Source organism: Lysinibacillus sp. RU7, from assembly GCF_057837305.1.
In genome coordinates this window covers 13,891-34,360 of the sequence record NZ_JBYQFK010000022.1, presented here as the reverse complement: position 1 = coordinate 34,360, position 20,470 = coordinate 13,891, and the positions used below count along the sequence as shown (strand labels likewise).

Sequence of the window (20,470 nt, the reverse complement as noted above, 5' to 3'; positions counted from 1 at the left end):
TTATATAGTTAAATTAAATTCCTCGTGTAATGCATTGGCTGCCCTTATCATATCTTCTTGCGGTACAACGACTGACACTTTAATTTCAGAAGTACTGACCATTTTTACTTCAATTCCTTCTCTGCTCAGTCGCGCAAACATACGAGCTGCTACACCTGGGTGAGATACCATACCCGATCCAACAATCGATACTTTCGCTAACCCTACTTCAAAATCCGCAAAACTAAAACCAAGTGACAGCTTACTAGATTCTAATACGCGTAAGCTTTCTGCAAACTGGTCTTTTTCAATCGAGAATGAGATTGTTGGTTTTACCTTATCAATGACTGCCTGTACAATAATATCGACATTAATGCCATTGTTCGCTAGTACGGTAAAAATATCAGCTAATGATGCTTCCTCGTATGAATCATAGCCAACTGTTAATCGAATAATGTCTGACTCATAGGCAATGCCGCGCACAACTAAATTTTTCTCCATCTCCACTTCCTCCTTTAACAATGTCCCTTCCACATTCACTGTACTGGAGCGAACAACTACTGGTATGTTATATTTTTTCGCTAGCTCTACTGCTCGTGGATGAATAATCACTGCCCCTAAATTGGCTAATTCCAACATTTCATCATACGATAACTCTTTTAATTTTTTGGCATTGGGCACAATGTGAGGGTCAGCGGTATAAATACCATCTACGGTTGTATACATATCTACACGTTCCGCATTAATTGCGGCGGCAACCGCTACAGCCGTTGTTTCTGAACCACCTTTGCCAAATGTCGTTATATTTTCATGGCTATCTACACCTTGAGAGCCCGCAATAACGACAATTTCCCCTTGCTCAAAATGTTTGTAAATGCGCTGAGTCTTCACTGCTTCAATACGTGCATTGTTATGTAAGCTATCCGTTGCAACTCCTGTTTGCCATCCTGCAAGTGATACAGCTTTACCACCTTGTTCGGCAATGGCAATGGATAACAACGCACTCGTTATTTGTGCCCCTACTGCTAATAACACATCCTGCTCACGTTTCGTTGGATTATCTGAAAGTTCTGATACGTATGCCTGCAACTCCCGGCGAATAGTTGCCATCGGTGAAATGACAATTACCACATGTAATCCTTTCCCTTGTTCTTCTATTGCCCGCCTTGCAATTTTTTGCATTTTCTCTGGCGTTGCAACAGCTGGTCCACCAAATTTCATGACAATACTGCTCATTTGTCCACACCCTTTCTTATACAAAAAGGCGGCTTTTCACTAATATGAAAAGCCGCCTCAGTAAACGATTATAACGAAAAAGTTTACTTGAGATAGCTCTCCAGAATGTGCATTCTGACAGTTTGACATTTTTTAAATGCAAAACCAGCAACTAATCGGAAACAACGGTTAGTCACTTCGGCGGCTTCCCCTTTCACACTTGCTCACTGGAGTTGTTCCTCCTCACAAGCGATACTCTTGAAACCCGCGCCTCTACCTTTACTCGATATGAATTTATGTTGTAAGCGTAGCACACGCCTACTGTTTTTTCAACGCTTCATTTTGAAAATACTGAAAAATGTTATTTGCCTGTGTTTTCGGCATGCCCGCTTCCATTAATTGATCGATACTTGCCTCCCGTACTTTTTTAACTGACCCAAAGTGTTTTAGCAGTTGTTGCTTTCGCTTTGGACCGATACCTTCTATATGATCCAGCACGGATTGAATCGCATTTGTCTGGTGTTGTTGACGAAGAAATGTAATCGCAAAACGGTGGACCTCATCTTGAATACGTTGCAATAAATAAAAGCCATCACTCGTCCGTTTCATTTCAACCGGTACAGGTGGATCACCAAATAATAGCTGTGATGTATTGTGCTTTTCATCTTTTGCAAGTCCTGCAATCGGAATGACTAAGCCAAGCTCATTTTGTAATACACTACGCGCTACTTCCATTTGTCCTTTTCCGCCGTCCACGATGATTAAATCTGGTAACGGTAACTGTTCTTTCAGTACACGTATATACCGGCGGCGGATTACTTCCTCCATCGCCCCGTAGTCATCATGCTTTGCCGCTTCCTTTGTTTTATATTTACGATATTCCTTTTTCGCCGGCTTCCCGTCGATAAATACAACCATTGCGGAAACAGGATCCGCCCCGTGCATATGACTATTGTCAAACGCTTCAATTCGGAGAGGCGTTGAAATATTTAATGCATCCCCTAATGCCTCACATGCACCAACCGTTCGTTCTTCTTGTCTTTCAATCAATTGAAACTTCTCATGAATCGCGATTTGCGCATTTTTTATCGCCATCTCAACAAGTTCCTTTTTCTGTCCACGCTTTGGTATCATGACTTTAACATCTAGTAAACGTTCAAGGAGTGTTCCATCAATTGTATGTGGAATAAAAATCTCTTTCGGCTTTAAATGTTGCGGCGATTCATAAAATCGGCCAACAAACGTTAAAAACTCATCTTCCGGATCACGGTAAACGGGAAAAATCGATACGTCACGTTCAATTAATTTTCCTTGACGCACAAAAAATACTTGTACACACATCCACCCTTTTTCCACTGCATAGCCAAATACATCGCGATTTGATAAATCATCCGAAATAATTTTTTGCTTTTGCATAACCGTTTCAATATGGGCAATTTGATCGCGTAGCTCTTTTGCCCGCTCGAACTCAAGCTTTTCCGCCGCTTCAAGCATTTTTACTTCCAAATCTTTTTTGACCTCTTCATACCCACCGTTTAAAAACTTTGAAATGTCCTCGATCATTTCGTCGTACACTTTTTTGTCGATATCCTTGACACAAGGCGCAAGACATTGCCCCATATGATAATACAAGCACACTTGGCTTGGTAACTGTGCACATTTTCGCAACGGGTAAATACGATCTAGCATTTTACGTGTTTCGTTCGCCGCAAAAGCATTTGGGTAAGGACCAAAATAACGGGCCTTATCCTTTTTGATTTTACGTGTTGTAATAATACGTGGATATTTTTCATTTGTGATTTTGATATAGGGATATGTTTTATCATCTGTCAGCCGTATATTATATTTTGGGTCGTGTAACTTGATCAGATTTAGCTCTAATATTAAAGCTTCAAGCTCAGAGGTTGTCACCATGTATTCAAAGTCTTCAATTTCACTTACAAGACGAGCTGTTTTTCCATCATGAGAGCCATTAAAATAAGAGCGTACACGATTTTTTAATTTTTTTGCCTTGCCGACATAAATAATCGTTCCTTGACGATCTTTCATAATATAACAGCCTGGCTCATCCGGAAGAATGGCTAACTTATTTTTAATTAAATCATTCATATCATCACCTACTACCTATTATAATGCATGAAAAAAAGCCGAGCACGTGTTTGTACTCAGCTTTCATAGTAATTATGATTATTTGTTGTCGTTAATGAAATCAACTAACGCTTCTTTTGGCATAAAGCCAGCAGTTTTTGCTTTTAATTCGCCATCAACGAATAATAATAGTGATGGGATTGACATAATGCCATATTCACCAGCAGTTCCTTGGTTATTATCCACATCTACTTTTACGATTTTCACTTCGTTACCGATTTCAGCGTCTACTTCTTCTAACACTGGAGCGATCATTTTACATGGTCCGCACCAAGCAGCCCAGAAGTCTACTAATACTACGCCCTCAGCGATTTCTTGTTGAAAGTTTGAATCTGTACCTTGTACAATTGCCATTTTAAATAGCCTCCTTCATAATACATATGCTTGTAGTATAGCATGTTCATTTTATAAATTGGAATTATTCTGCTCTAACTAAAACGTTTTGGCAAAATGTCCATAAGAATATTATTATCTTAACAAGCGTGTTGATTTACCTTTATAGAGTCGTGTGAAACGTTGATTTCCGCTCCATTCGGCTCGCTTTCCACGGGCATGGCCTCAGCCTCCTCGTCGCTCGTACCTCGCTCCTGCGGGGTCTTCAGCTCATGCTATTCCCGTAGGAGTCTCGCCGATTCCGCTTCAATCAACTGGCAAGTCATTTTTGATCATGTTTTTCTAAAAAAACGCTTCTATAAAGGAAATATTTTCTTAATCAATAAATTTGGTTGAGTACAATAATCAGTTTTTAAAAATAAAGAACGATTCTCATCCATTTCGGTAGAGGCTGAGCAATTATACATGCAAACGGAAAGAAAATGATTTCTTTTAGAGAAGAGAAATGTTTTTCTAGTATATCGAGAAGTATTCACTTTTGCCGTAGCGCGCCATCGCCACAGGAGCCGTAACAGGAGATCCAAACAGGCCACGCCTGTTTTAGCTCCTGTGTAGGCTGTGGCAAAGCGCGGAGGCTATGATAAAACACTTATACAGCTTTTTAAAAATAAATCAAAGTTGTCTACAGTCTTTATTATTTGTTGATTATTCATTCAACAAACCATCACCTTATTCATTAAGAGACCATCGTTTCCCTTAGCTTCACAGCAAGATATTTACGTGCGTCTGCTGTTAAAAGATGTAACGTAGTTGTATCGGCTTCGCATTGTAATTCTATAAATGTACCACTTAAATTTTCATAGACGCATTTCATCTGATAACCTTGCGTTAACAATACATCAAGCTGCGCGATTTCTTGTAACACTTCACTATGCGATGACATCAGTCTCTACTCCTTTCTATTGTTCTTGCGCTACAGGTGGATCTAGTGTTTCTGATTCGAGGTTCGGTTCTGGCTCTTGATACACTTTTTTATCAATCTCCCAGTCGTTTCCTGCAGTTATCCCTAAATATAGCTCGTCACTTGGGTTATTCACTTCGTCCTGTGGATACTTCACAAACCACCAATATTTCGCAAGCACATAATAGACCGCCGCCCCTAAAAAGAAGCCAATCAGTGATGAGTACGTAGGAAACATGTTCGCAACACCGCCACCAATAGCCCATGCAATTAAACCAGCAAAATTAAATCCTTTAAAATATTTAAACTGTCCGTCTAATTCGTACAGTGCATGGATATTGATACGACGCTTTCGTATTAAATAATAATCAGCGAATAAAATCCCTACAATGGCGGTTAAAATGCCCCCAATAATTAAGAGCACACTATTTAAAATATCAAATAGGCTCCAAGGTTGAACAATTGTCCCGATAATCCCTGTAATGATAACCCCTACCCAGAACGGAACTTTCGGACCACCTACATTGGAGAAAACTGTTGCTGCTGGAATAACGTTTGCGGAAGTATTTGTTGACCACTGTGCTAACACAATCATTAACAGCAACACTCCTAAAACGATCCCGTTTGCACTGGATTGCAATGCTGTAATCGGATCAGCCGTTGAGACGGCCATATAACAAATGGCACCAATGGCTACCATAAACGTATTTGTAATTGGCATGATAATAAGTGAACCCATTAATTGTGTTTTATTGCGTTTAAACCAGTTTCGTTCGTTTTTCGGTGCTTTAAAGAAGCGAGATAACGAAGGCATATCCGCTGCTAATGTCGCCCAGAAGCCCATATTGGCCATGACGACTACCATAAATGCCGTAAAACCTGCTGCGCCCGTTACTGGTGACTCCACCCAACTCCAAATGTCTTTTCCTTGAGCTGTTGCGTTATCAGCTAATGTCATATACATCCAACAAGAAATTAAAATGATGATCGGTGCTGCTAAATCAGCAAAGCGCTCAATCGATTTAATACCGAGTGACGTGTTAATTAATTGCAATGTAACGAAAATAATAAAACATAAAATCCAGTTATCAAAGCCAAACAATAAATTTAAAATGCCGTTGATAGCGGTTGAACCGAAATAAGAGTTAATCCCGAACCAACAGGCTGCTGTAAATGCTCGCATCACAGATGGAAAGTGTGTACCAATCGTACCAAAGGGAGCACGCATATATACTGGAAAGGAAATGCCGTGTTCAACACCAATGTCACCAATTAGAGTCATGAAAATCCCAATAACTACTGATCCGATTAGCGTTGCTAAAATAACATACGGTAGCGGTAAATTAACAATTCCCCCACCGCCTATAGCAAAGGCAGCTAATACGATTGCCATCCCTACCCAAATAACAGAAAAACCAAAAGGGCTAATTACACGTTTTGCATGTGTCACAGGCAATAAATCGGGCGACTTTAAATAGTTTCCTTTACTCTCCATATTTATGAATCCCCTTTATTAAGTTTTCAGCGAGCACTTTACTACTTTACATTTGTCGTTGGCGTAAACTTATTCATGATTGCTTGACGCTCATTCCACGTCATTGGCGGTAATGTATTTTTCTTCTCCACCATTGTAATTGCACCATCTACAGGACAAACAATGGAACAAAGATTACAACCAACACAATCATCTTCCCGGACTTTTAACATCGGACGACCGTTTTCTGTATAAAGATCAATGCATTGGTGTGACGTATCTTCACAAGCAATATGGCACTTGTTGCAATTAATACATACATCATTATTAATCTGGGCGACGATTTGATAGTTGAGGTCTAGATCTCCCCAATCCGAGTAACGTGCTACAGAGCGACCGACTAAATCCATCGCTGAGGCTAATCCTTTTTCATCAAGATAATGATTAAGCCCCTCAATCATATCTTCTACAATGCTAAATCCATGATGCATCGCTGCTGTACACACTTGTACACAGCTCGATCCCATTAACATGAATTCTGCTGCATCACGCCAAGTCGATATGCCGCCTATCCCTGAAATCGGCACATGAATACGAGGGCTTCGTGCACATTCAGCTACCATATTGAGTGCGATTGGCTTTACTGCTGGGCCACAATAGCCGCCGTGTGCTCCTTTTCCAGCAACATGAGGGATTGTATTCCAAGAATCTAAATCTACACCAGCTAAACTATTAATTGTATTAATCATACTAATTGCATCTGCGCCTCCTGCAACCGCTGCTTCTGCCGTTACAGTAATATCCGTAATATTTGGCGTAAGCTTTACAATAACAGGTGATTTCGCTGCTTCTTTTGCCCAGTATGTTTGCTTCTCCACTAATTCTGGCACTTGCCCTGATGCAGAACCCATTCCACGTTCAGCCATCCCATGTGGGCAACCAAAATTTAACTCAAATCCATCCACACCGACATCTTCTACCCGTTTCACAATTTCATGCCATTTTTCTCGCTTCGGTTCTACCATCAACGAAACAATAATTGTATGATTTGGAAATCGTTTTTTTGTCTCATAAATTTCTTTTAAATTCACTTCAAGTGGTCGGTCTGTAATGAGCTCAATATTATTAAAGCCTGCTACACGTTGCCCATTAAAGTTGACTGCTGCAAAGCGCGAAGAAACGTTTAAAATCGGGTCACCTAACGTTTTCCAAACAGCACCTCCCCAGCCAGCTTCGAATGCTCGCTGGACTTGATAACCTGAGTTTGTTGGTGGTGCAGATGCCAACCAAAATGGATTTGGTGATTCAATTCCCGCTAGATTGATACGTAAATCTGCCATCTTGTTCCCCCCTCTTTATGTGCTAGACACTTTGTGACACTGTTTGAAATACGCGGTGAATGTTTAAAGCTACATCTTTTCCTTGTTGGACAGCAGTCACTACCATGGCCTCTCCTTGCCCATTCCCGAAGATCACATCGCCACATGCAAACACCTTTGGATTCGATGTTTGTAATGTTTCTTCGTTAACCGTTACAACACCCCACTCGTGTTTTAGGCCAAATGCTTCAATTAGTTCTGTATAGCGCGATTGACCAATTGCTTTAATAATAGCGTCTACTGCAATCACGTGCTCTGAACCTTCAATCGGTACTGGTTTTTGTCGACCATCTGCACCAGGCTCACCAAGCATCATCTTTACGCATTCAATACCAACCACTTGTCCATCCTCATTGCCGATAATATTGACTGGTGCTGTCAACCATTCAAATTGGATACCTTCTTGCTTAGCAAATTCATATTCAAATTCATAAGCTGTCATTTCTGCCTCTGTACGACGATAAAGGATTTTGACATTTGAAGCTCCTAAACGAATTGCACTTGTCGCACCATCAATGGCTGTATTCCCTGCTCCAATCACCGCAACCCGCTTGCCCATTAAATCCGCTGTAAGATGGCCTAGTTTTGTGTCTTTAATAAAGGAAATCGCATCATATACACCGGAAAGCTCCTCACCTTTAATACCTAAATTCGGAACCGCCCCCATACCTACTGCTAACACTACAGCATCATATCGCTCTAACATCTCCTCTACGGAAATATGTTGACCGACGACTGTATTCGTACGAATTTCAACACCTAAATTTGTGATTTGTTCTACTTCCCACTCGACAACATCATTCGGTAGACGAAAAGCTACAATCCCATAGCGACCTAAGCCCCCAGCTTTTTCTTCTGCTTCATACATCGTGACCTGATAGCCAAGACATGCTAACTCACGTGCAGCAGCTAATCCCGCTGGACCTGTACCGACAATAGCGATATGTTTTTGTTGAGGCGCACCCTTTTTAAATAATGAAGCACTGGAGGCTATCGCCCAATCGGTTGCATAACGTTGCAAACGCCCGATATCAATCGGTTTAGACTGATGATTTAATACACAAGCTCCTTCACAAAGCTCTTCAGTCGGACAAACACGTGCACAGCTCGCACCAAGTGGATTAGCCTGTAAAATCGTTAGTGCCGAGCCCTTTAAATTACCAGATGCAATTTTTTTGATAAACTTCGGAATATCAATACTTGTCGGGCATGCCTTTATGCAAGCAGCATCGTAGCAATATAAGCAGCGATTTGCCTCTTCTATCGCTTCATAACTTGTTAACGCAGGCTCCAATTCCTCGAAATTCCTCTTTAACTTCTCAGCAATCATCTTGTCGTGAATCATTGCCATTTGTTCCCCACCCCTCTATCTTTTTTATTAGTTGAGTGCAAGTTCCTCTGTTATTTTCGAGATTGGTTTACGTTTAATATATTGTCCACTCCCTAATGTCCCGGCGAATTTTTTGTCCTTTATTACATATTCCCCACGTACAAGAACCGTTTGTACCTCACCCGCTACTTCCCATCCCTCATATGGGTTGTAGTCGACATTCATATGATGTGTTTCCGCAGAGATAACGCGTTTTACGTCCGGGTCAAATAACACCACATCTGCATCTGAGCCAACTGCAATTGTTCCTTTCTTCGGGAATAATCCAAATATTTTCGCTGCACTTGTGGAAATCATATCAACGAATTCATTGATTGTAATACGCCCTTTTGCCACACCTTCTGAATAAAGGATGCCAAAACGATCCTCGATAAACGGTCCCCCGTTTGGAATTTTAGAGAAATCATTGATACCCAGTTGTTTTTTACCATTAAAACTGAATGAACATTGATCAGAGCCAATCGTTTGTAGCTGTTTTGCCTTTAATGCATTCCACAATATTTCTTGATGATAGGCTGGGCGAAGTGGCGGCGACCAAACGTATTTTGCTCCTTCAAAGTCTGGCTTTGCTAGCATTGATTCATCTAAAGTTAAATATGGTGGACACGTTTCACCTAGTACATCGTAGCCCTTCTCACGCGCTCTAATAATTTCATCTACCGCTTCCTTACACGTTACATGTACTACGTATAACTTTGCTCCTGCAATGTTCGCTAATTCGATTGCTCGCTTTGTTGCCTCTCCTTCGACAGCTGCTGGACGTGTTAACGCATGGTAAATTGGCTCTGTATGACCGTTTGCTAATGCTTCTTCTACTAGTTCATCAATCACTGAACCATTTTCACAGTGCACCATGACGACTGTATTTGTTTCCTTGCCAATTTTAAACGCTTTAAATAACGTGCGATCAGATGATTGGAACTCACGTGCATAGGCCATAAATACTTTAATAGAGGTAATGCCTTCTTGCTTTAAAATAGTTGGTAGTTCTTTTTCTGTTTCAGGTGTAAAGTCTGTAATCATTAAATGGAAGCCGTAGTCAATCACGGCTTTGTCTTTTGCTTTTTCATGCCATTTCGCTACCGCATCAGCTAACTTCGTCTCTCCAGCAGATAAACAAAAATCGAGAATCGTTGTTGTGCCACCAAAAGCTGCTGCAATGGTCCCTGATTCCCAATCATCGTCTGTCACTGTATTATTAAAAGGCATGTCTAAATGTGTGTGTGGGTCAATTCCACCTGGCATGACATATTTACCTGTAGCATCAATTACTTCTACATCTGTTGCATCAATACTTTTGGCAATTTGTGTAATGACACCATTCTCGATTAATACATCCGCCTCAAATACATCTGTTGCTGTCGCAATTTTACCGCCCTTGATCACCTTTTTCATGTACATGAACCACCTTCCTATTTACTAATGGCTGTTGGATTGACACTTTGTTTCGCTTGAAGCATTAACACTGTTTCTAGTAAAATATCAGCACCTTTTGCACAATCCTCATAGCTTGTTAACTCTTCTTCACAGTGACTTTTACCATTTACACTTGGAACAAAAATCATCGCAGAAGGTACGATTGATGCGATAAACTGAGCATCATGACCTGGTCCACTATACATACGAAGAAACGAATAACCAAAGTTTTTACATGCAGCTTCAATTTCGTCACAAATCATTGCATTGAAATGTACCGTATCACGTCCCCATAGCTTTACTGCCTTTACGGTACAGCCTTTTTCCTCACTCGGGAGACTAAGTAATATATGTTCTACTTGGTTCATCACTTTAGGGTCTTTATGACGAGAATCGATTGTAAAGACCACTTCACTCGGAATAACGGTATGAATATTTGGCGCTACATTCATACGGCCAAATGTATATACTAGTTCTTCGTCTAATTGCCCAAGCTTCTCATCTAACTCGTTCATCATCTTTGATGCAAGCATCATTGGGTCTTTACGCATCCGCATTGGTGTTGAGCCAGCATGATTGGATTCACCGTTTATACGAATCTCATAACATACCATCCCCTTTACCCCTTCAACTACACCAATTTCAATATTTTCAGCTTCTAGTACAGGGCCTTGCTCGATATGCAATTCAATATAAGCGAGTGCATCTCGTAAACGATTTTCTTTGCTCCCCTCATACCTACTTTGTACAAGTGCTTGTGCAAAAGTTGTCCCTTCTTTATCTCTAGACTGTAGCATCGCATCACGCTCAAATTTTCCTGTCAGAACCCCTGAGCTCATCATTGCTGGGTCAAAGCGTGCACCTTCTTCATTCGTAAAATTTACAATAGTCAGCGGTACATCTAGCTCAATGTCATGATCAATGATTGTACGTATCGCTTCTAGCGCTGTTAAGACACCGAGAACACCATCGAAACGGCCACCTTTAATAACAGAGTCTAAATGTGAGCCCATCACAATGGGTGGCAAATCCTTTTTTCCAGGCAGTGTGGCATATATATTTGCCATATCATCTACCTTGATGTCCATCCCAAGCTCCTCACAGCATTTTTTAAAATAATCTCTTGCTAGTACATCTTCTTTTGATAAGGAAAGTCTTGTAACCCCACCATTTTCTGTAGCACCGAATTGGCTAAAATGCTCCAGTGTTTGCTGTAAACGGCTCTGATTACACTTATACACTCCGCACACTCCCCCTTCTAACACACTAGTAAATGCTTATCATAGATTATATATGTCATATTTTCTTACGTATATGTCAAAAAATAAGAAAAAAAATGTGCATATGCACAAGTATAATGTTATATTTTACGTCATAAGAGAAAGGAGATGGACGTATGGCAACGATTTCGCAAATGATGCAATCATCACTGTTTCCACAACTTCGGTTAATAGCAGGTGAAAGCGGAATCTATCGTAGAGTAAATGGTATAAACATAGTAGAAAAAGAAGAGCTAACGATGTTTTGCAGACCAAACGAGCTCGTCGTTACGACTGGTGTGTTACTAGCAAATGATACAAACGCTCTCAAACGGCTTATCCAACAAACTTTCAATAAACGTACGGCTGGGTTCATTATTAATATTGGTCCATATATTCCTCAAATACCTGATTGTATCATTCAATTCGCTAATGAACGGGAATATCCGCTCTTCCAAATGGAATGGGAATATCGCGTAACAGACTTATTAAAAGCAACTTTTCAATTCATTACGACCAATCAACAAGAACGTTCATTAGAAGAGCAAGCGATGAATCAACTTCTCTTCAACTATCAACATCATGCACTGCATCTGTCAGACACATTAGAACAACTTGGCTTTCCAAAGCATGCGGAATACGGTATTATTGCATGCGCAACTAGAAGTGACGCTACGAATATTCAACGCTATGCCGCATTCATTTTAACTGCCTTCCAACAACGCTATGAGCATTTTATTCATTTTCAATATCGAAACCAATTAATCTATTTAATCGATCGGACAAGTGTTAAAACGATCAATATTCCATTTTCTAAAACTGTTACTTCTATCTATGATCGCATTGAAAAAAAATATGGAGAATTAGATGTAATAATTGGCATGGGGAGTTTTTATACAGCGTTGGAAAAAATCCATAAAAGCTACGAAGAGGCGTTAACTGTTATTCAACTTGCCAACTTGCATAACAATCGATATTTATATAAATATAAAGATATCGGAGCCTATCAAATTATTATGGGAATTGATAATCCTGTATTGCTCGGAAATTTTCGTCAAGAGATGTTAGGGCGACTCTATCGCTATGATGAATTGAATAACACAGACTTTGTCTCGTTTTTGCGCATCTATTTAGAAGAAAACGGCAGTACAAATCGAATTAGCCAACGTACTTTTATTCATCGGAATACCGTACTTTATAAAGTAAATAAAATTGAACTGTTACTCGATATAAACCTTAACAATACATTCACTAAGACCAATCTCTATCTCGCCTTTTTAATCGAGGATATATTACAACATCGTATGTGATGTGCATTTGCACAAACTTTTTTATCAGAATATTCATTGTTTTCTATATTTGGAATTGATACGATAAATGTTAGGAATACAAACCTACAATGAAATGGAGTGTTGCGTATGACAAATTATAATTATGAAACAGTTCAACAAACTGATAAGGCTCATGTACTTCATTCTTGGTCAAGACAAAATCATATTACCCCAAAGGTGATGACAAAAGCGCAGGGCATTTATTTTTGGGATGAGCATGATAAACGATATATGGATATGTCCTCACAGCTTGTGTATCAAAATATTGGTCATCAACACCCTGCTGTTTTACAAGCGTTCCGCGAAATAGGGACGTACCCATTTGCTGCACCTAGCTTTGCAACAAAACCAAAATCAGACCTTGCAGCGCGCATTATTGAACTGGCTCCTTCCAATATGCAAAAAGTATTCTTTACATGCGGAGGCGCAGAAGCGAATGACCATGCCATTAAAATGGCACGCATGGTAACGGGACGTACAAAAATCTTTTCACGCTATCGCTCTTATCACGGGGCAACATTTGGTGCAGGTAATTTAACAGGGGAAACGCGTCGCTTCGGTGCCGAGCCTGGTTTAAGTGGCTTTGTCAAATTTGATGTACCACATGCCTATCATGAGCCTGTAACATTTGAATCTGAAGAAGCCGTCACATACTATTATTTAAAGAAGCTACGCCAGCAAGTACTCTATGAAAACCCTTATGCAATCGCCGCAATCGTTCTTGAGCCAATCCCAGGCAGTAATGGGGTTATCGTTCCACCAACAGGCTATTTAGAAGGTGTACGAGCTATTTGTAATGAATTCGGTATCCTACTGATTTGCGATGAAGTCATGACAGGCTTTGGGCGTACAGGGAAAATGTTTGCTGTAGATCACTTTAATTTCCAACCTGATATGATTACATTTGCGAAAGGGGTTACATCGGGGTATGCTCCACTCGGCGGGGTGATTGTTAGTAAAGAAATCGCACAACACTTCGGTGATGAACTGTTACTTACAGGCTTAACCTATAGCGGGCATACAATGTGCACACAAATTGGTTGTGCAGCTCTCCAAGTATTAGAAGAGGAACAGCTTGTTGAAAATTCTGCGGCTATGGGGGAACTATTGAAGAAACGCTTAACAAAGATTGCCTCACATAAATATGTTGGAGAAGCACGCTCGATTGGTCTATTCGCAGCAGTTGAGCTAACACGCAATAAAGAAACGAAAGAGCCAATGTTACCACTAAGTCTTGGTTATGGTGTTGACCCTAGTGGCTTTATGAAACGCTTTATGGGCTTACTCATTGAACGCGGCTTCTATACGTATAGTCATGAATCATCTGTTATCATCGCTCCACCTTTAGTGATTACAGCAGACGAGTTAAATGCAGCACTCGATTTATTCGAGGATGCACTAGCAAAATTTGAATCGATTATCGATGCTGAAGGCGTAGTTACAACATAAAGAACAAAAATGCTAAAGCGCCCGCTAATCCCCGATACGTCGGAGGGATTTGAGGCGTTGCGAGGGGATGCGCTTTCGCCTAGACGTAGATGCCCTTTTCAACAACCGTTATCCATAAGGCACAATTTTTCATTTCCTAAACAAAAATCAAAAAGGCATGGTCGGTTTGAAACCGACACATGCCTTTACTTTTGAGATCACTTTATTACTAAATCGTTTACGAATTAAGCATTCACTTTTAATGCTTTGAATTCTTCGATTAACATTGGAATCACTTCGAATAAGTCGCCAACAATACCATAGTCAGCTACTTTGAAGATATTTGCTTCTGGATCTTTGTTGATAGCTACGATGACTTTAGAGTTCGACATACCTGCTAAGTGCTGAATCGCGCCCGAAATACCAGCTGCAATATAAAGGTCTGGTGTTACAACTTTACCTGTTTGACCGATTTGTAGGGAATAATCACAGTATTCTGCATCACATGCACCACGAGATGCACCAACTGCACCGCCTAGTAATTTAGCAAGCTCTGTTAATGGCTCGAAACCTTCTTCTGATTTCACACCACGACCACCTGCTACTACTACTTTAGCCTCTGATAAATCTACACCCTCTGTTGATTTACGTACTACTTCTTTAATGATTGTACGTAAGTTTGTAATATCTACAGTGATGGAAGATACATCGCCAGAACGACCCGCATCTCTTTCTAGTGATGCAATATTGTTTGGACGGATTGTTACGAATGCAACGCCATCTTTTACTTTCACTTTTTCAAATGCTTTACCAGAGTAAATTGGGCGGATAAATACTGCGTCATCACCAGCACCTTCAATTTCTGTCACATCCGAAATTAAACCTGACTGTAATTTAGAAGCAATTTTAGGTGATAAATCTTTCCCTAAAGCTGTATGACCGAATACAATTGCTTCTGGCTTTTCTTGCTCTACAACAGCCATGAATGCTTGGCTGAAGCCGTCAGAAGTATATGTTTTTAAATGTGGGTGCTCCACTGTTACAACACGATCTGCACCGTAAGCGATTAAGTCGCTAGCAACACCTGCTACACCATCACCAATTAATACCGTTACTACTTCACCACCGTCAGCAATTTGCTTCCCTGCTGCGATTGCTTCAAATGATACATTACGTAGACTTCCTTCACGCGTTTCAGCTAAAACTAATACTTTGTTTGACATAGATTATCCCTCCATTACCTGTCTATTAGACTACCTTTGCTTCTGTGTGAAGTAGATTTACAAGCTCTTTTACTTGATCTTGTAAATCGCCTTCTAAAATACGACCTGCTGCTTTTTGAGGTGGTAAGTAGATTTCAACTGTTTCTACTTTCACTTCAACATCATCTTCGTCGATATCTAAATCATCTAGCTCAAGTTCTGCTAATGGCTTCTTCTTCGCCTTCATAATACCTGGTAAAGAAGGATAGCGTGGCTCGTTTAAGCCTTGCTGTGCCGTTACTAATAATGGTAAAGAAGTTTCAAGTACTTCTGAATCTCCTTCAATGTCACGTACAATTTTTACTGTTCCGCCATCGATTTCTAGGCTTGTAATTGTTGTTACATAGTTAATGCCTAGTAAATCTGCTAAACGTGGGCCTACTTGACCAGAACCACCATCGATTGCTACGTTACCAGCTAAAATTAAATCTGCCTCTTTATCTTTTAAATACTCTGCTAGAATGTAAGCTGTAGAGTATTGGTCTAGCTCATCTAAATCATCTTCTGTATTAATTAATACCGCTTCATCAGCGCCCATTGCTAATGCTGTACGAAGTTGCTTTTCAGCATCCTCGCCACCGATTGTAACGACTGTTACTTTACCGCCTAGCGCATCACGTTTTTGAATTGCTTCTTCAATTGCATATTCATCGTATGGGTTGATGATGAACTCAGCACCATCTTCTTGAATTTTACCATTTGAAACAACAATTTTTTCTTCTGTGTCAAACGTGCGTTTTACTAATACATAAATATTCATTTTACAGACCTCCTGAAAGCTGATTTATTTGCCTTTAAATACTGGCTCGCGTTTTTCAATAAATGCTTGAATACCTTCTTTAGCATCCGCTGATACGAATACTGTACCAAAGCTTTCCGCCTCCGCTGCAACACCCTCAAAGAATGATGCAGGTTTTGAATATTGCAGCATATGTATCGCTGCTTTCAATGCGACTGGACTCTTCTTTGCAATTTTTTTCGCGATTTCTAACGTTGTTGGCAGTAGGTCCTCATCTGAATATGCACGGTTCGCTAATCCCCACTGAACCGCTTCTACTCCTGAAATTGGATCACTTGTAAACATCATTTCTGCCGCCTTTGCTACGCCAACATAGCGCGGTAAACGTTGAGTTCCTGCAAAACCTGGAATAAGTCCTAACTGCAATTCAGGTAAGCCTAGCTTTGCTTTTTCTGTAACAAAGCGCATATGGCAGCTCATTGCTAGCTCAAGCCCACCACCAAGTGCAGCGCCATGAATTGCAGCAATGACTGGTTTTGAGAACGTCTCTATACGTTCAAATACAAATTGCCCATTTTTCGCCAGTTTTGCGAATTCTTCACCAGTTTGAACATCTGTAAACTCTTTAATGTCCGCTCCTGCTGAGAAAAAGCGCCCTTCACCGTGCAACACAATTACGCGAACAGCCTCATCATGTTCCACTGCATCTAGCAATTCATTTACTTCATTGATTAAGCCTTGAGATAGCGCATTTGCTGGTGGTCGGCTAATTGATACTACAGCTACACCATCATCAACTTTCCAACTTAGAAACTCCATTCTCCCACACCCCTTTTTAAGCTTTTAACCCATTTAACACGAGCTGTGTCACTTTCGGTGATAACGCTAACAAATCGTAGCGGTATTCATTCATGACCCATGTAGTTGTAATTTCGTCTACTGTGCCAAAAACCATTTGACGTGCAAGACGAACATCCATCGTCGGGTTGAACTCACCAGAAAGCATACCCTCAATTAAGATTTGATCTAAAAGCATCAAGTACTCTTTTAGAATCGCATTAATCTTCAGACGAAGTTCTTTATTCGACTGTCTTAATTCTAATTGGGTAACGGTTGCTAAATGACGATCATTTGCTAAGACTTCGAAATGGTTTTCGATCATCTGTGCTAGCTTTTCAGATGAACTATTCCCACTATTAATTATATCTTGTAATTTCTCTACGAAAAGCCCCATTTTTTCATTAAATATAGAAATTAGTATATCTTCTTTATTTTTGAAGTACAAATAAATCGTTCCATCTGCAACACCAGCTTGTTTTGCGATTTTCGATACTTGTGCTTGGTGATAGCCATTTTCTGCAATAGCTATAACAGCTGCATCGATTATCTGTTTATATTTGGGTTTATCTCGTTTCAAGTCGTTCACCACCAAAAAAATATGAAAACACAAATGAATGACCATTCATTCATGTTTTCATATTATAATTTGTTCATCAATCTGTCAACAACTCGCTTCTATTATTTTGCTTCTTTATTTAAAGTTAACTTTGCTTTTTCTTCTTCTACTAATGTACGGCGTAATATTTTACCTACTGCTGTTTTTGGTAGTTCATCTCGAAACTCATATAAACGTGGCACTTTGTATGCTGCTAAACTTTGGCGACAATGATCATTTAACTCTTTTTCCGTTACAGTATGCTCTTCTTTTAATACAATATAAGCCTTCACTGTTTCACCGCGATATGGATCTGGAATACCTGCAACAACACATTCTTGAATGGCATCATGTTCATAAAGTACTTCTTCTACTTCACGTGGGTAAATATTGTATCCACCTGCAATAATCATATCTTTCTTTCGATCTACTACAAAGAAGTAACCGTTTTCATCCATATACCCTAAATCCCCTGTCAAAAACCAACCGTCGGCAAATGTCATCTCTGTATCCTCTGGACGATTCCAATAACCTTTCATTACTTGCGGCCCTTTCACCGCAATTTCCCCGATTTCTCCAGGTCGTAATGGTTCACTTTCGCCAGCACGCAAAATGACTGCATCTGTATTTGGCCAAGGTACCCCGACTGATCCGACTACGCGATGATCCCAAATGAAGTTTGCATGTGTGACTGGGGAAGTCTCTGTCAAACCATATCCTTCTACAAGCTTACCGCCTGTAACCTCTTCAAATTTTTCTTGTATTTCAACCGGTAGCGGTGCCGAACCACTTAGACAAGCTTTAATGGATGATAAATCATATTCTCCAATATCAGGATGATTTAATAACGCAATATAGATTGTCGGTGCTCCTGGGAACAATGTTGGTTTTTGTTTATCAATCGTTTTTAATGTATCCTCTACATCGAACTTCGGCATTAATACCATACGATTTTTCGTCATAACTGCTAAAATCAGTACGGTTGTCATACCGTAAACGTGGAAGAATGGTAGAATGCCCAAAATCGTCTCTTGACCAGCTTGGCATTTATACAGCCACGCATCACACATCATCGTGTTCGCAACTAAGTTTTTATGCGTTAACATAACACCTTTTGGGAAACCCGTTGTTCCACCTGTATATTGTAATAACGCTAAATCTTCTTCAAAATTAAATGGTATCGATAGTTCTTTTAATGGTGCTGAACGCATAATTTCTGTAAATAAATGATTCATACCACTATGCTCTACTTTCACACTAAAACCATATTGCTTTTTTTGAATAAACGGATAAACGAGGTTTTTAGGGAATGGTAAATAATCTTTTATCCCTGTCACAATGATATTTTCAATTTGTGTCTCTTTTACTATCTTTGTAATACGTGGATATAAAATGTCCAGAGCTAAAATAACCTTTGCACCAGAATCAGCCATCTGATATTGCAATTCACGCTCTGTATATAGCGGGTTTGTCTGTACAACAATTCCGCCTGCATACAAAATACCGTAATACGCAATAACCGCCTGCGGACAGTTAGGCATCATCACTGCTACACGATCTCCCTTTTCTACCCCTAAGCTTTGTAAATAGTTCGCAAACCTTAATGCTGATTCATAGAGCTCTTGATAGGTGATATCCTTCCCTAAAAAATGAATGGCAATCTTGCTTGAATTTGTCTTATAAGCATCTGTTAAAAATTGCTGAACTGGAATTTCAGGGATTTCAATGTCGTGCGGAATTTGTACTGGATACTTTTGTAACCATACCTTCTCTGTCATTAACCTCTCTCCCCTCAAATCAAACGTTTTAATTTTCTGATTATTTAATATTATAATAAAAAAAGAAAGTAGTTTCAAACACTTTTTACTTTATTTTTCATTTTTAGCTCGAATATGTATTTTCTTTCCCGTTAAACAACATTTTTTAAGTAACGATAGAAAGAAGCATATCACTTAGAAATGCTATTTTAGAAATATATTTTTCAAGCGTGTTGATTTCCCCTACAGCTGACTCGCTTTCTTTTCCTGCTTAAGTCGAGTTGCTTCCGCTCCAATCAACGCGCAAGTACCCTTTATCAACCATCCCACTAAAAATGCACGCTTACCACCTACTACTATTTGTATAATAAACACATCTGCTATCTTTTCATTCCCTGCTCATATAACTAAAAACAAAAAAACTAGTAGATGAAATGTCACCTACTAGTCTGATGCTTATACAGTTACTAAATAATAAACCCCAATGACCACAAAAAGAATACACACAACGATTAATACTTTTGATAATGTTTCCATTTTTCTTCTCCTACAAAATGCTTGCGCCAATGATGAATGACAATCCTAACGAAATAGTAAACGAAATAAATCCAACAGAGCGATTGTCATTTTCAATTTCTTCATCGATTTTAAAGCTCGGCGTTAAAAATTCAAATAAAAGGTATGCAAAAATCAATAATACGAACCCATATAAACCCCAGCCAATCATTTCTAGAAGCGTGGAATGGCGTTCAATGGAATAGCGAAAAATATTGCATACCCCTAAAATTTTCCCGCCTGTTGCAAGTGCTACAGCAATATTCCCTTTTTTAATTTCTTCCCAATTTTTATATTTCGTCACGACTTCAAATAACACCATTGCCACAACTAAACAAAGAACAACTACGCTAAAATAACCGGCAGTTTCAACTAAAGGGTTTTGCCAAAATGATGAACCAAGCATCTA

Annotated in this window: 17 protein-coding genes and 1 riboswitch; of the genes, 2 read left to right on the top strand and 15 right to left on the bottom strand. The window is 39.7% G+C overall.

Annotation, left to right across the window (positions count from 1 at the left end):
• From AC3II9_RS15525 to AC3II9_RS15485, 9 genes are all read right to left on the bottom strand, one after another.
• Nucleotides 1-1,215 (bottom strand): aspartate kinase, encoded by a 1,215-nt coding sequence (locus AC3II9_RS15525; RefSeq protein ID WP_489156873.1) that lies wholly within the window; start codon nucleotides 1,213-1,215, stop codon nucleotides 1-3.
• 85 nt (nucleotides 1,216-1,300) lie between these two features.
• Nucleotides 1,301-1,478: riboswitch (Lysine riboswitch) on the bottom strand.
• Between the two features lie 34 nt (nucleotides 1,479-1,512).
• Nucleotides 1,513-3,303 (bottom strand): excinuclease ABC subunit UvrC, encoded by a 1,791-nt coding sequence (gene uvrC, locus AC3II9_RS15520; RefSeq protein ID WP_489156871.1) that lies wholly within the window; start codon nucleotides 3,301-3,303, stop codon nucleotides 1,513-1,515.
• Nucleotides 3,304-3,381: 78 nt separating this feature from the next.
• Nucleotides 3,382-3,696 carry a thioredoxin gene (gene trxA / locus AC3II9_RS15515; RefSeq protein ID WP_431027433.1) on the bottom strand — a complete coding sequence of 105 codons (315 nt, stop codon included), beginning with the start codon at nucleotides 3,694-3,696 and terminating at the stop codon, nucleotides 3,382-3,384.
• Between the two features lie 715 nt (nucleotides 3,697-4,411).
• Nucleotides 4,412-4,618, bottom strand: a complete 207-nt coding sequence (locus tag AC3II9_RS15510) for a hypothetical protein (protein WP_489156869.1) — start codon at nucleotides 4,616-4,618, stop codon at nucleotides 4,412-4,414.
• Between the two features lie 16 nt (nucleotides 4,619-4,634).
• Nucleotides 4,635-6,131, bottom strand: a complete 1,497-nt coding sequence (locus AC3II9_RS15505) for an NCS1 family transporter (protein WP_489156868.1) — start codon at nucleotides 6,129-6,131, stop codon at nucleotides 4,635-4,637.
• A gap of 41 nt (nucleotides 6,132-6,172) precedes the next feature.
• Nucleotides 6,173-7,450 (bottom strand): NAD-dependent dihydropyrimidine dehydrogenase subunit PreA, encoded by a 1,278-nt coding sequence (gene preA / locus AC3II9_RS15500; protein ID WP_489156867.1) that lies wholly within the window; start codon nucleotides 7,448-7,450, stop codon nucleotides 6,173-6,175.
• 22 nt (nucleotides 7,451-7,472) lie between these two features.
• Nucleotides 7,473-8,840 (bottom strand): NAD(P)-dependent oxidoreductase, encoded by a 1,368-nt coding sequence (locus AC3II9_RS15495; protein WP_489156866.1) that lies wholly within the window; start codon nucleotides 8,838-8,840, stop codon nucleotides 7,473-7,475.
• Nucleotides 8,841-8,867: 27 nt separating this feature from the next.
• Entirely contained in the window at nucleotides 8,868-10,274 is a 1,407-nt protein-coding gene (hydA, locus tag AC3II9_RS15490) for a dihydropyrimidinase (protein ID WP_489156864.1), read from the bottom strand.
• 17 nt (nucleotides 10,275-10,291) lie between these two features.
• On the bottom strand, nucleotides 10,292-11,536 hold the full coding sequence (locus tag AC3II9_RS15485; RefSeq protein WP_489156862.1) for a Zn-dependent hydrolase: 1,245 nt from the start codon (nucleotides 11,534-11,536) through the stop codon (nucleotides 10,292-10,294).
• A gap of 155 nt (nucleotides 11,537-11,691) precedes the next feature.
• On the opposite strand from AC3II9_RS15485, the gene AC3II9_RS15480 reads away from it, so the two are divergent.
• Complete coding sequence (locus tag AC3II9_RS15480) at nucleotides 11,692-12,864, top strand: PucR family transcriptional regulator (protein WP_489156860.1); 1,173 nt, start codon at nucleotides 11,692-11,694, stop codon at nucleotides 12,862-12,864.
• A gap of 108 nt (nucleotides 12,865-12,972) precedes the next feature.
• Nucleotides 12,973-14,334 carry an aminotransferase class III-fold pyridoxal phosphate-dependent enzyme gene (locus AC3II9_RS15475; protein WP_489156859.1) on the top strand — a complete coding sequence of 454 codons (1,362 nt, stop codon included), beginning with the start codon at nucleotides 12,973-12,975 and terminating at the stop codon, nucleotides 14,332-14,334.
• Nucleotides 14,335-14,558: 224 nt separating this feature from the next.
• Here the strand turns inward: AC3II9_RS15475 and AC3II9_RS15470 are convergent, their stop codons facing one another.
• The 6 genes from AC3II9_RS15470 to AC3II9_RS15445 all read right to left on the bottom strand — a co-directional run bounded on the left by AC3II9_RS15470 (nucleotide 14,559) and on the right by AC3II9_RS15445 (nucleotide 20,467).
• Entirely contained in the window at nucleotides 14,559-15,536 is a 978-nt protein-coding gene (locus tag AC3II9_RS15470; protein WP_489156857.1) for an electron transfer flavoprotein subunit alpha/FixB family protein, read from the bottom strand.
• 25 nt (nucleotides 15,537-15,561) lie between these two features.
• On the bottom strand, nucleotides 15,562-16,335 hold the full coding sequence (locus AC3II9_RS15465) for an electron transfer flavoprotein subunit beta/FixA family protein (protein WP_391369018.1): 774 nt from the start codon (nucleotides 16,333-16,335) through the stop codon (nucleotides 15,562-15,564).
• Between the two features lie 24 nt (nucleotides 16,336-16,359).
• Nucleotides 16,360-17,133 carry an enoyl-CoA hydratase gene (locus AC3II9_RS15460; protein ID WP_431027444.1) on the bottom strand — a complete coding sequence of 258 codons (774 nt, stop codon included), beginning with the start codon at nucleotides 17,131-17,133 and terminating at the stop codon, nucleotides 16,360-16,362.
• Between the two features lie 16 nt (nucleotides 17,134-17,149).
• Nucleotides 17,150-17,731, bottom strand: coding sequence for a fatty acid metabolism transcriptional regulator FadR (fadR, locus tag AC3II9_RS15455; RefSeq protein ID WP_489156855.1), 582 nt, complete (start codon nucleotides 17,729-17,731; stop codon nucleotides 17,150-17,152).
• Nucleotides 17,732-17,832: 101 nt separating this feature from the next.
• On the bottom strand, nucleotides 17,833-19,527 hold the full coding sequence (locus tag AC3II9_RS15450; protein WP_489156853.1) for a long-chain-fatty-acid--CoA ligase: 1,695 nt from the start codon (nucleotides 19,525-19,527) through the stop codon (nucleotides 17,833-17,835).
• A 526-nt stretch (nucleotides 19,528-20,053) separates the two neighbouring features.
• Entirely contained in the window at nucleotides 20,054-20,467 is a 414-nt protein-coding gene (locus tag AC3II9_RS15445; RefSeq protein WP_489156852.1) for a DUF350 domain-containing protein, read from the bottom strand.
• Between the last annotated feature and the right edge of the window lie 3 nt (nucleotides 20,468-20,470).

Excerpts from the sequence above, each read along its gene's own strand:
- AC3II9_RS15505 (WP_489156868.1), bottom strand. The coding sequence starts at position 6,131 with ATGGAGAGTAAAGGAAACTATTTAAAGTCGCCCGATTTATTGCCTGTG.
- AC3II9_RS15475 (WP_489156859.1), top strand. The coding sequence starts at position 12,973 with ATGACAAATTATAATTATGAAACAGTTCAACAAACTGATAAGGCTCAT.
- AC3II9_RS15495 (WP_489156866.1), bottom strand. The coding sequence starts at position 8,840 with ATGGCAATGATTCACGACAAGATGATTGCTGAGAAGTTAAAGAGGAAT.
- trxA (WP_431027433.1), bottom strand. The coding sequence starts at position 3,696 with ATGGCAATTGTACAAGGTACAGATTCAAACTTTCAACAAGAAATCGCT.
- hydA (WP_489156864.1), bottom strand. The coding sequence starts at position 10,274 with ATGAAAAAGGTGATCAAGGGCGGTAAAATTGCGACAGCAACAGATGTA.
- AC3II9_RS15525 (WP_489156873.1), bottom strand. The coding sequence starts at position 1,215 with ATGAGCAGTATTGTCATGAAATTTGGTGGACCAGCTGTTGCAACGCCA.
- AC3II9_RS15480 (WP_489156860.1), top strand. The coding sequence starts at position 11,692 with ATGGCAACGATTTCGCAAATGATGCAATCATCACTGTTTCCACAACTT.
- AC3II9_RS15510 (WP_489156869.1), bottom strand. The coding sequence starts at position 4,618 with ATGTCATCGCATAGTGAAGTGTTACAAGAAATCGCGCAGCTTGATGTA.
- AC3II9_RS15470 (WP_489156857.1), bottom strand. The coding sequence starts at position 15,536 with ATGTCAAACAAAGTATTAGTTTTAGCTGAAACGCGTGAAGGAAGTCTA.
- AC3II9_RS15450 (WP_489156853.1), bottom strand. The coding sequence starts at position 19,527 with ATGACAGAGAAGGTATGGTTACAAAAGTATCCAGTACAAATTCCGCAC.
- AC3II9_RS15445 (WP_489156852.1), bottom strand. The coding sequence starts at position 20,467 with ATGCTTGGTTCATCATTTTGGCAAAACCCTTTAGTTGAAACTGCCGGT.
- uvrC (WP_489156871.1), bottom strand. The coding sequence starts at position 3,303 with ATGAATGATTTAATTAAAAATAAGTTAGCCATTCTTCCGGATGAGCCA.
- AC3II9_RS15460 (WP_431027444.1), bottom strand. The coding sequence starts at position 17,133 with ATGGAGTTTCTAAGTTGGAAAGTTGATGATGGTGTAGCTGTAGTATCA.
- preA (WP_489156867.1), bottom strand. The coding sequence starts at position 7,450 with ATGGCAGATTTACGTATCAATCTAGCGGGAATTGAATCACCAAATCCA.
- AC3II9_RS15465 (WP_391369018.1), bottom strand. The coding sequence starts at position 16,335 with ATGAATATTTATGTATTAGTAAAACGCACGTTTGACACAGAAGAAAAA.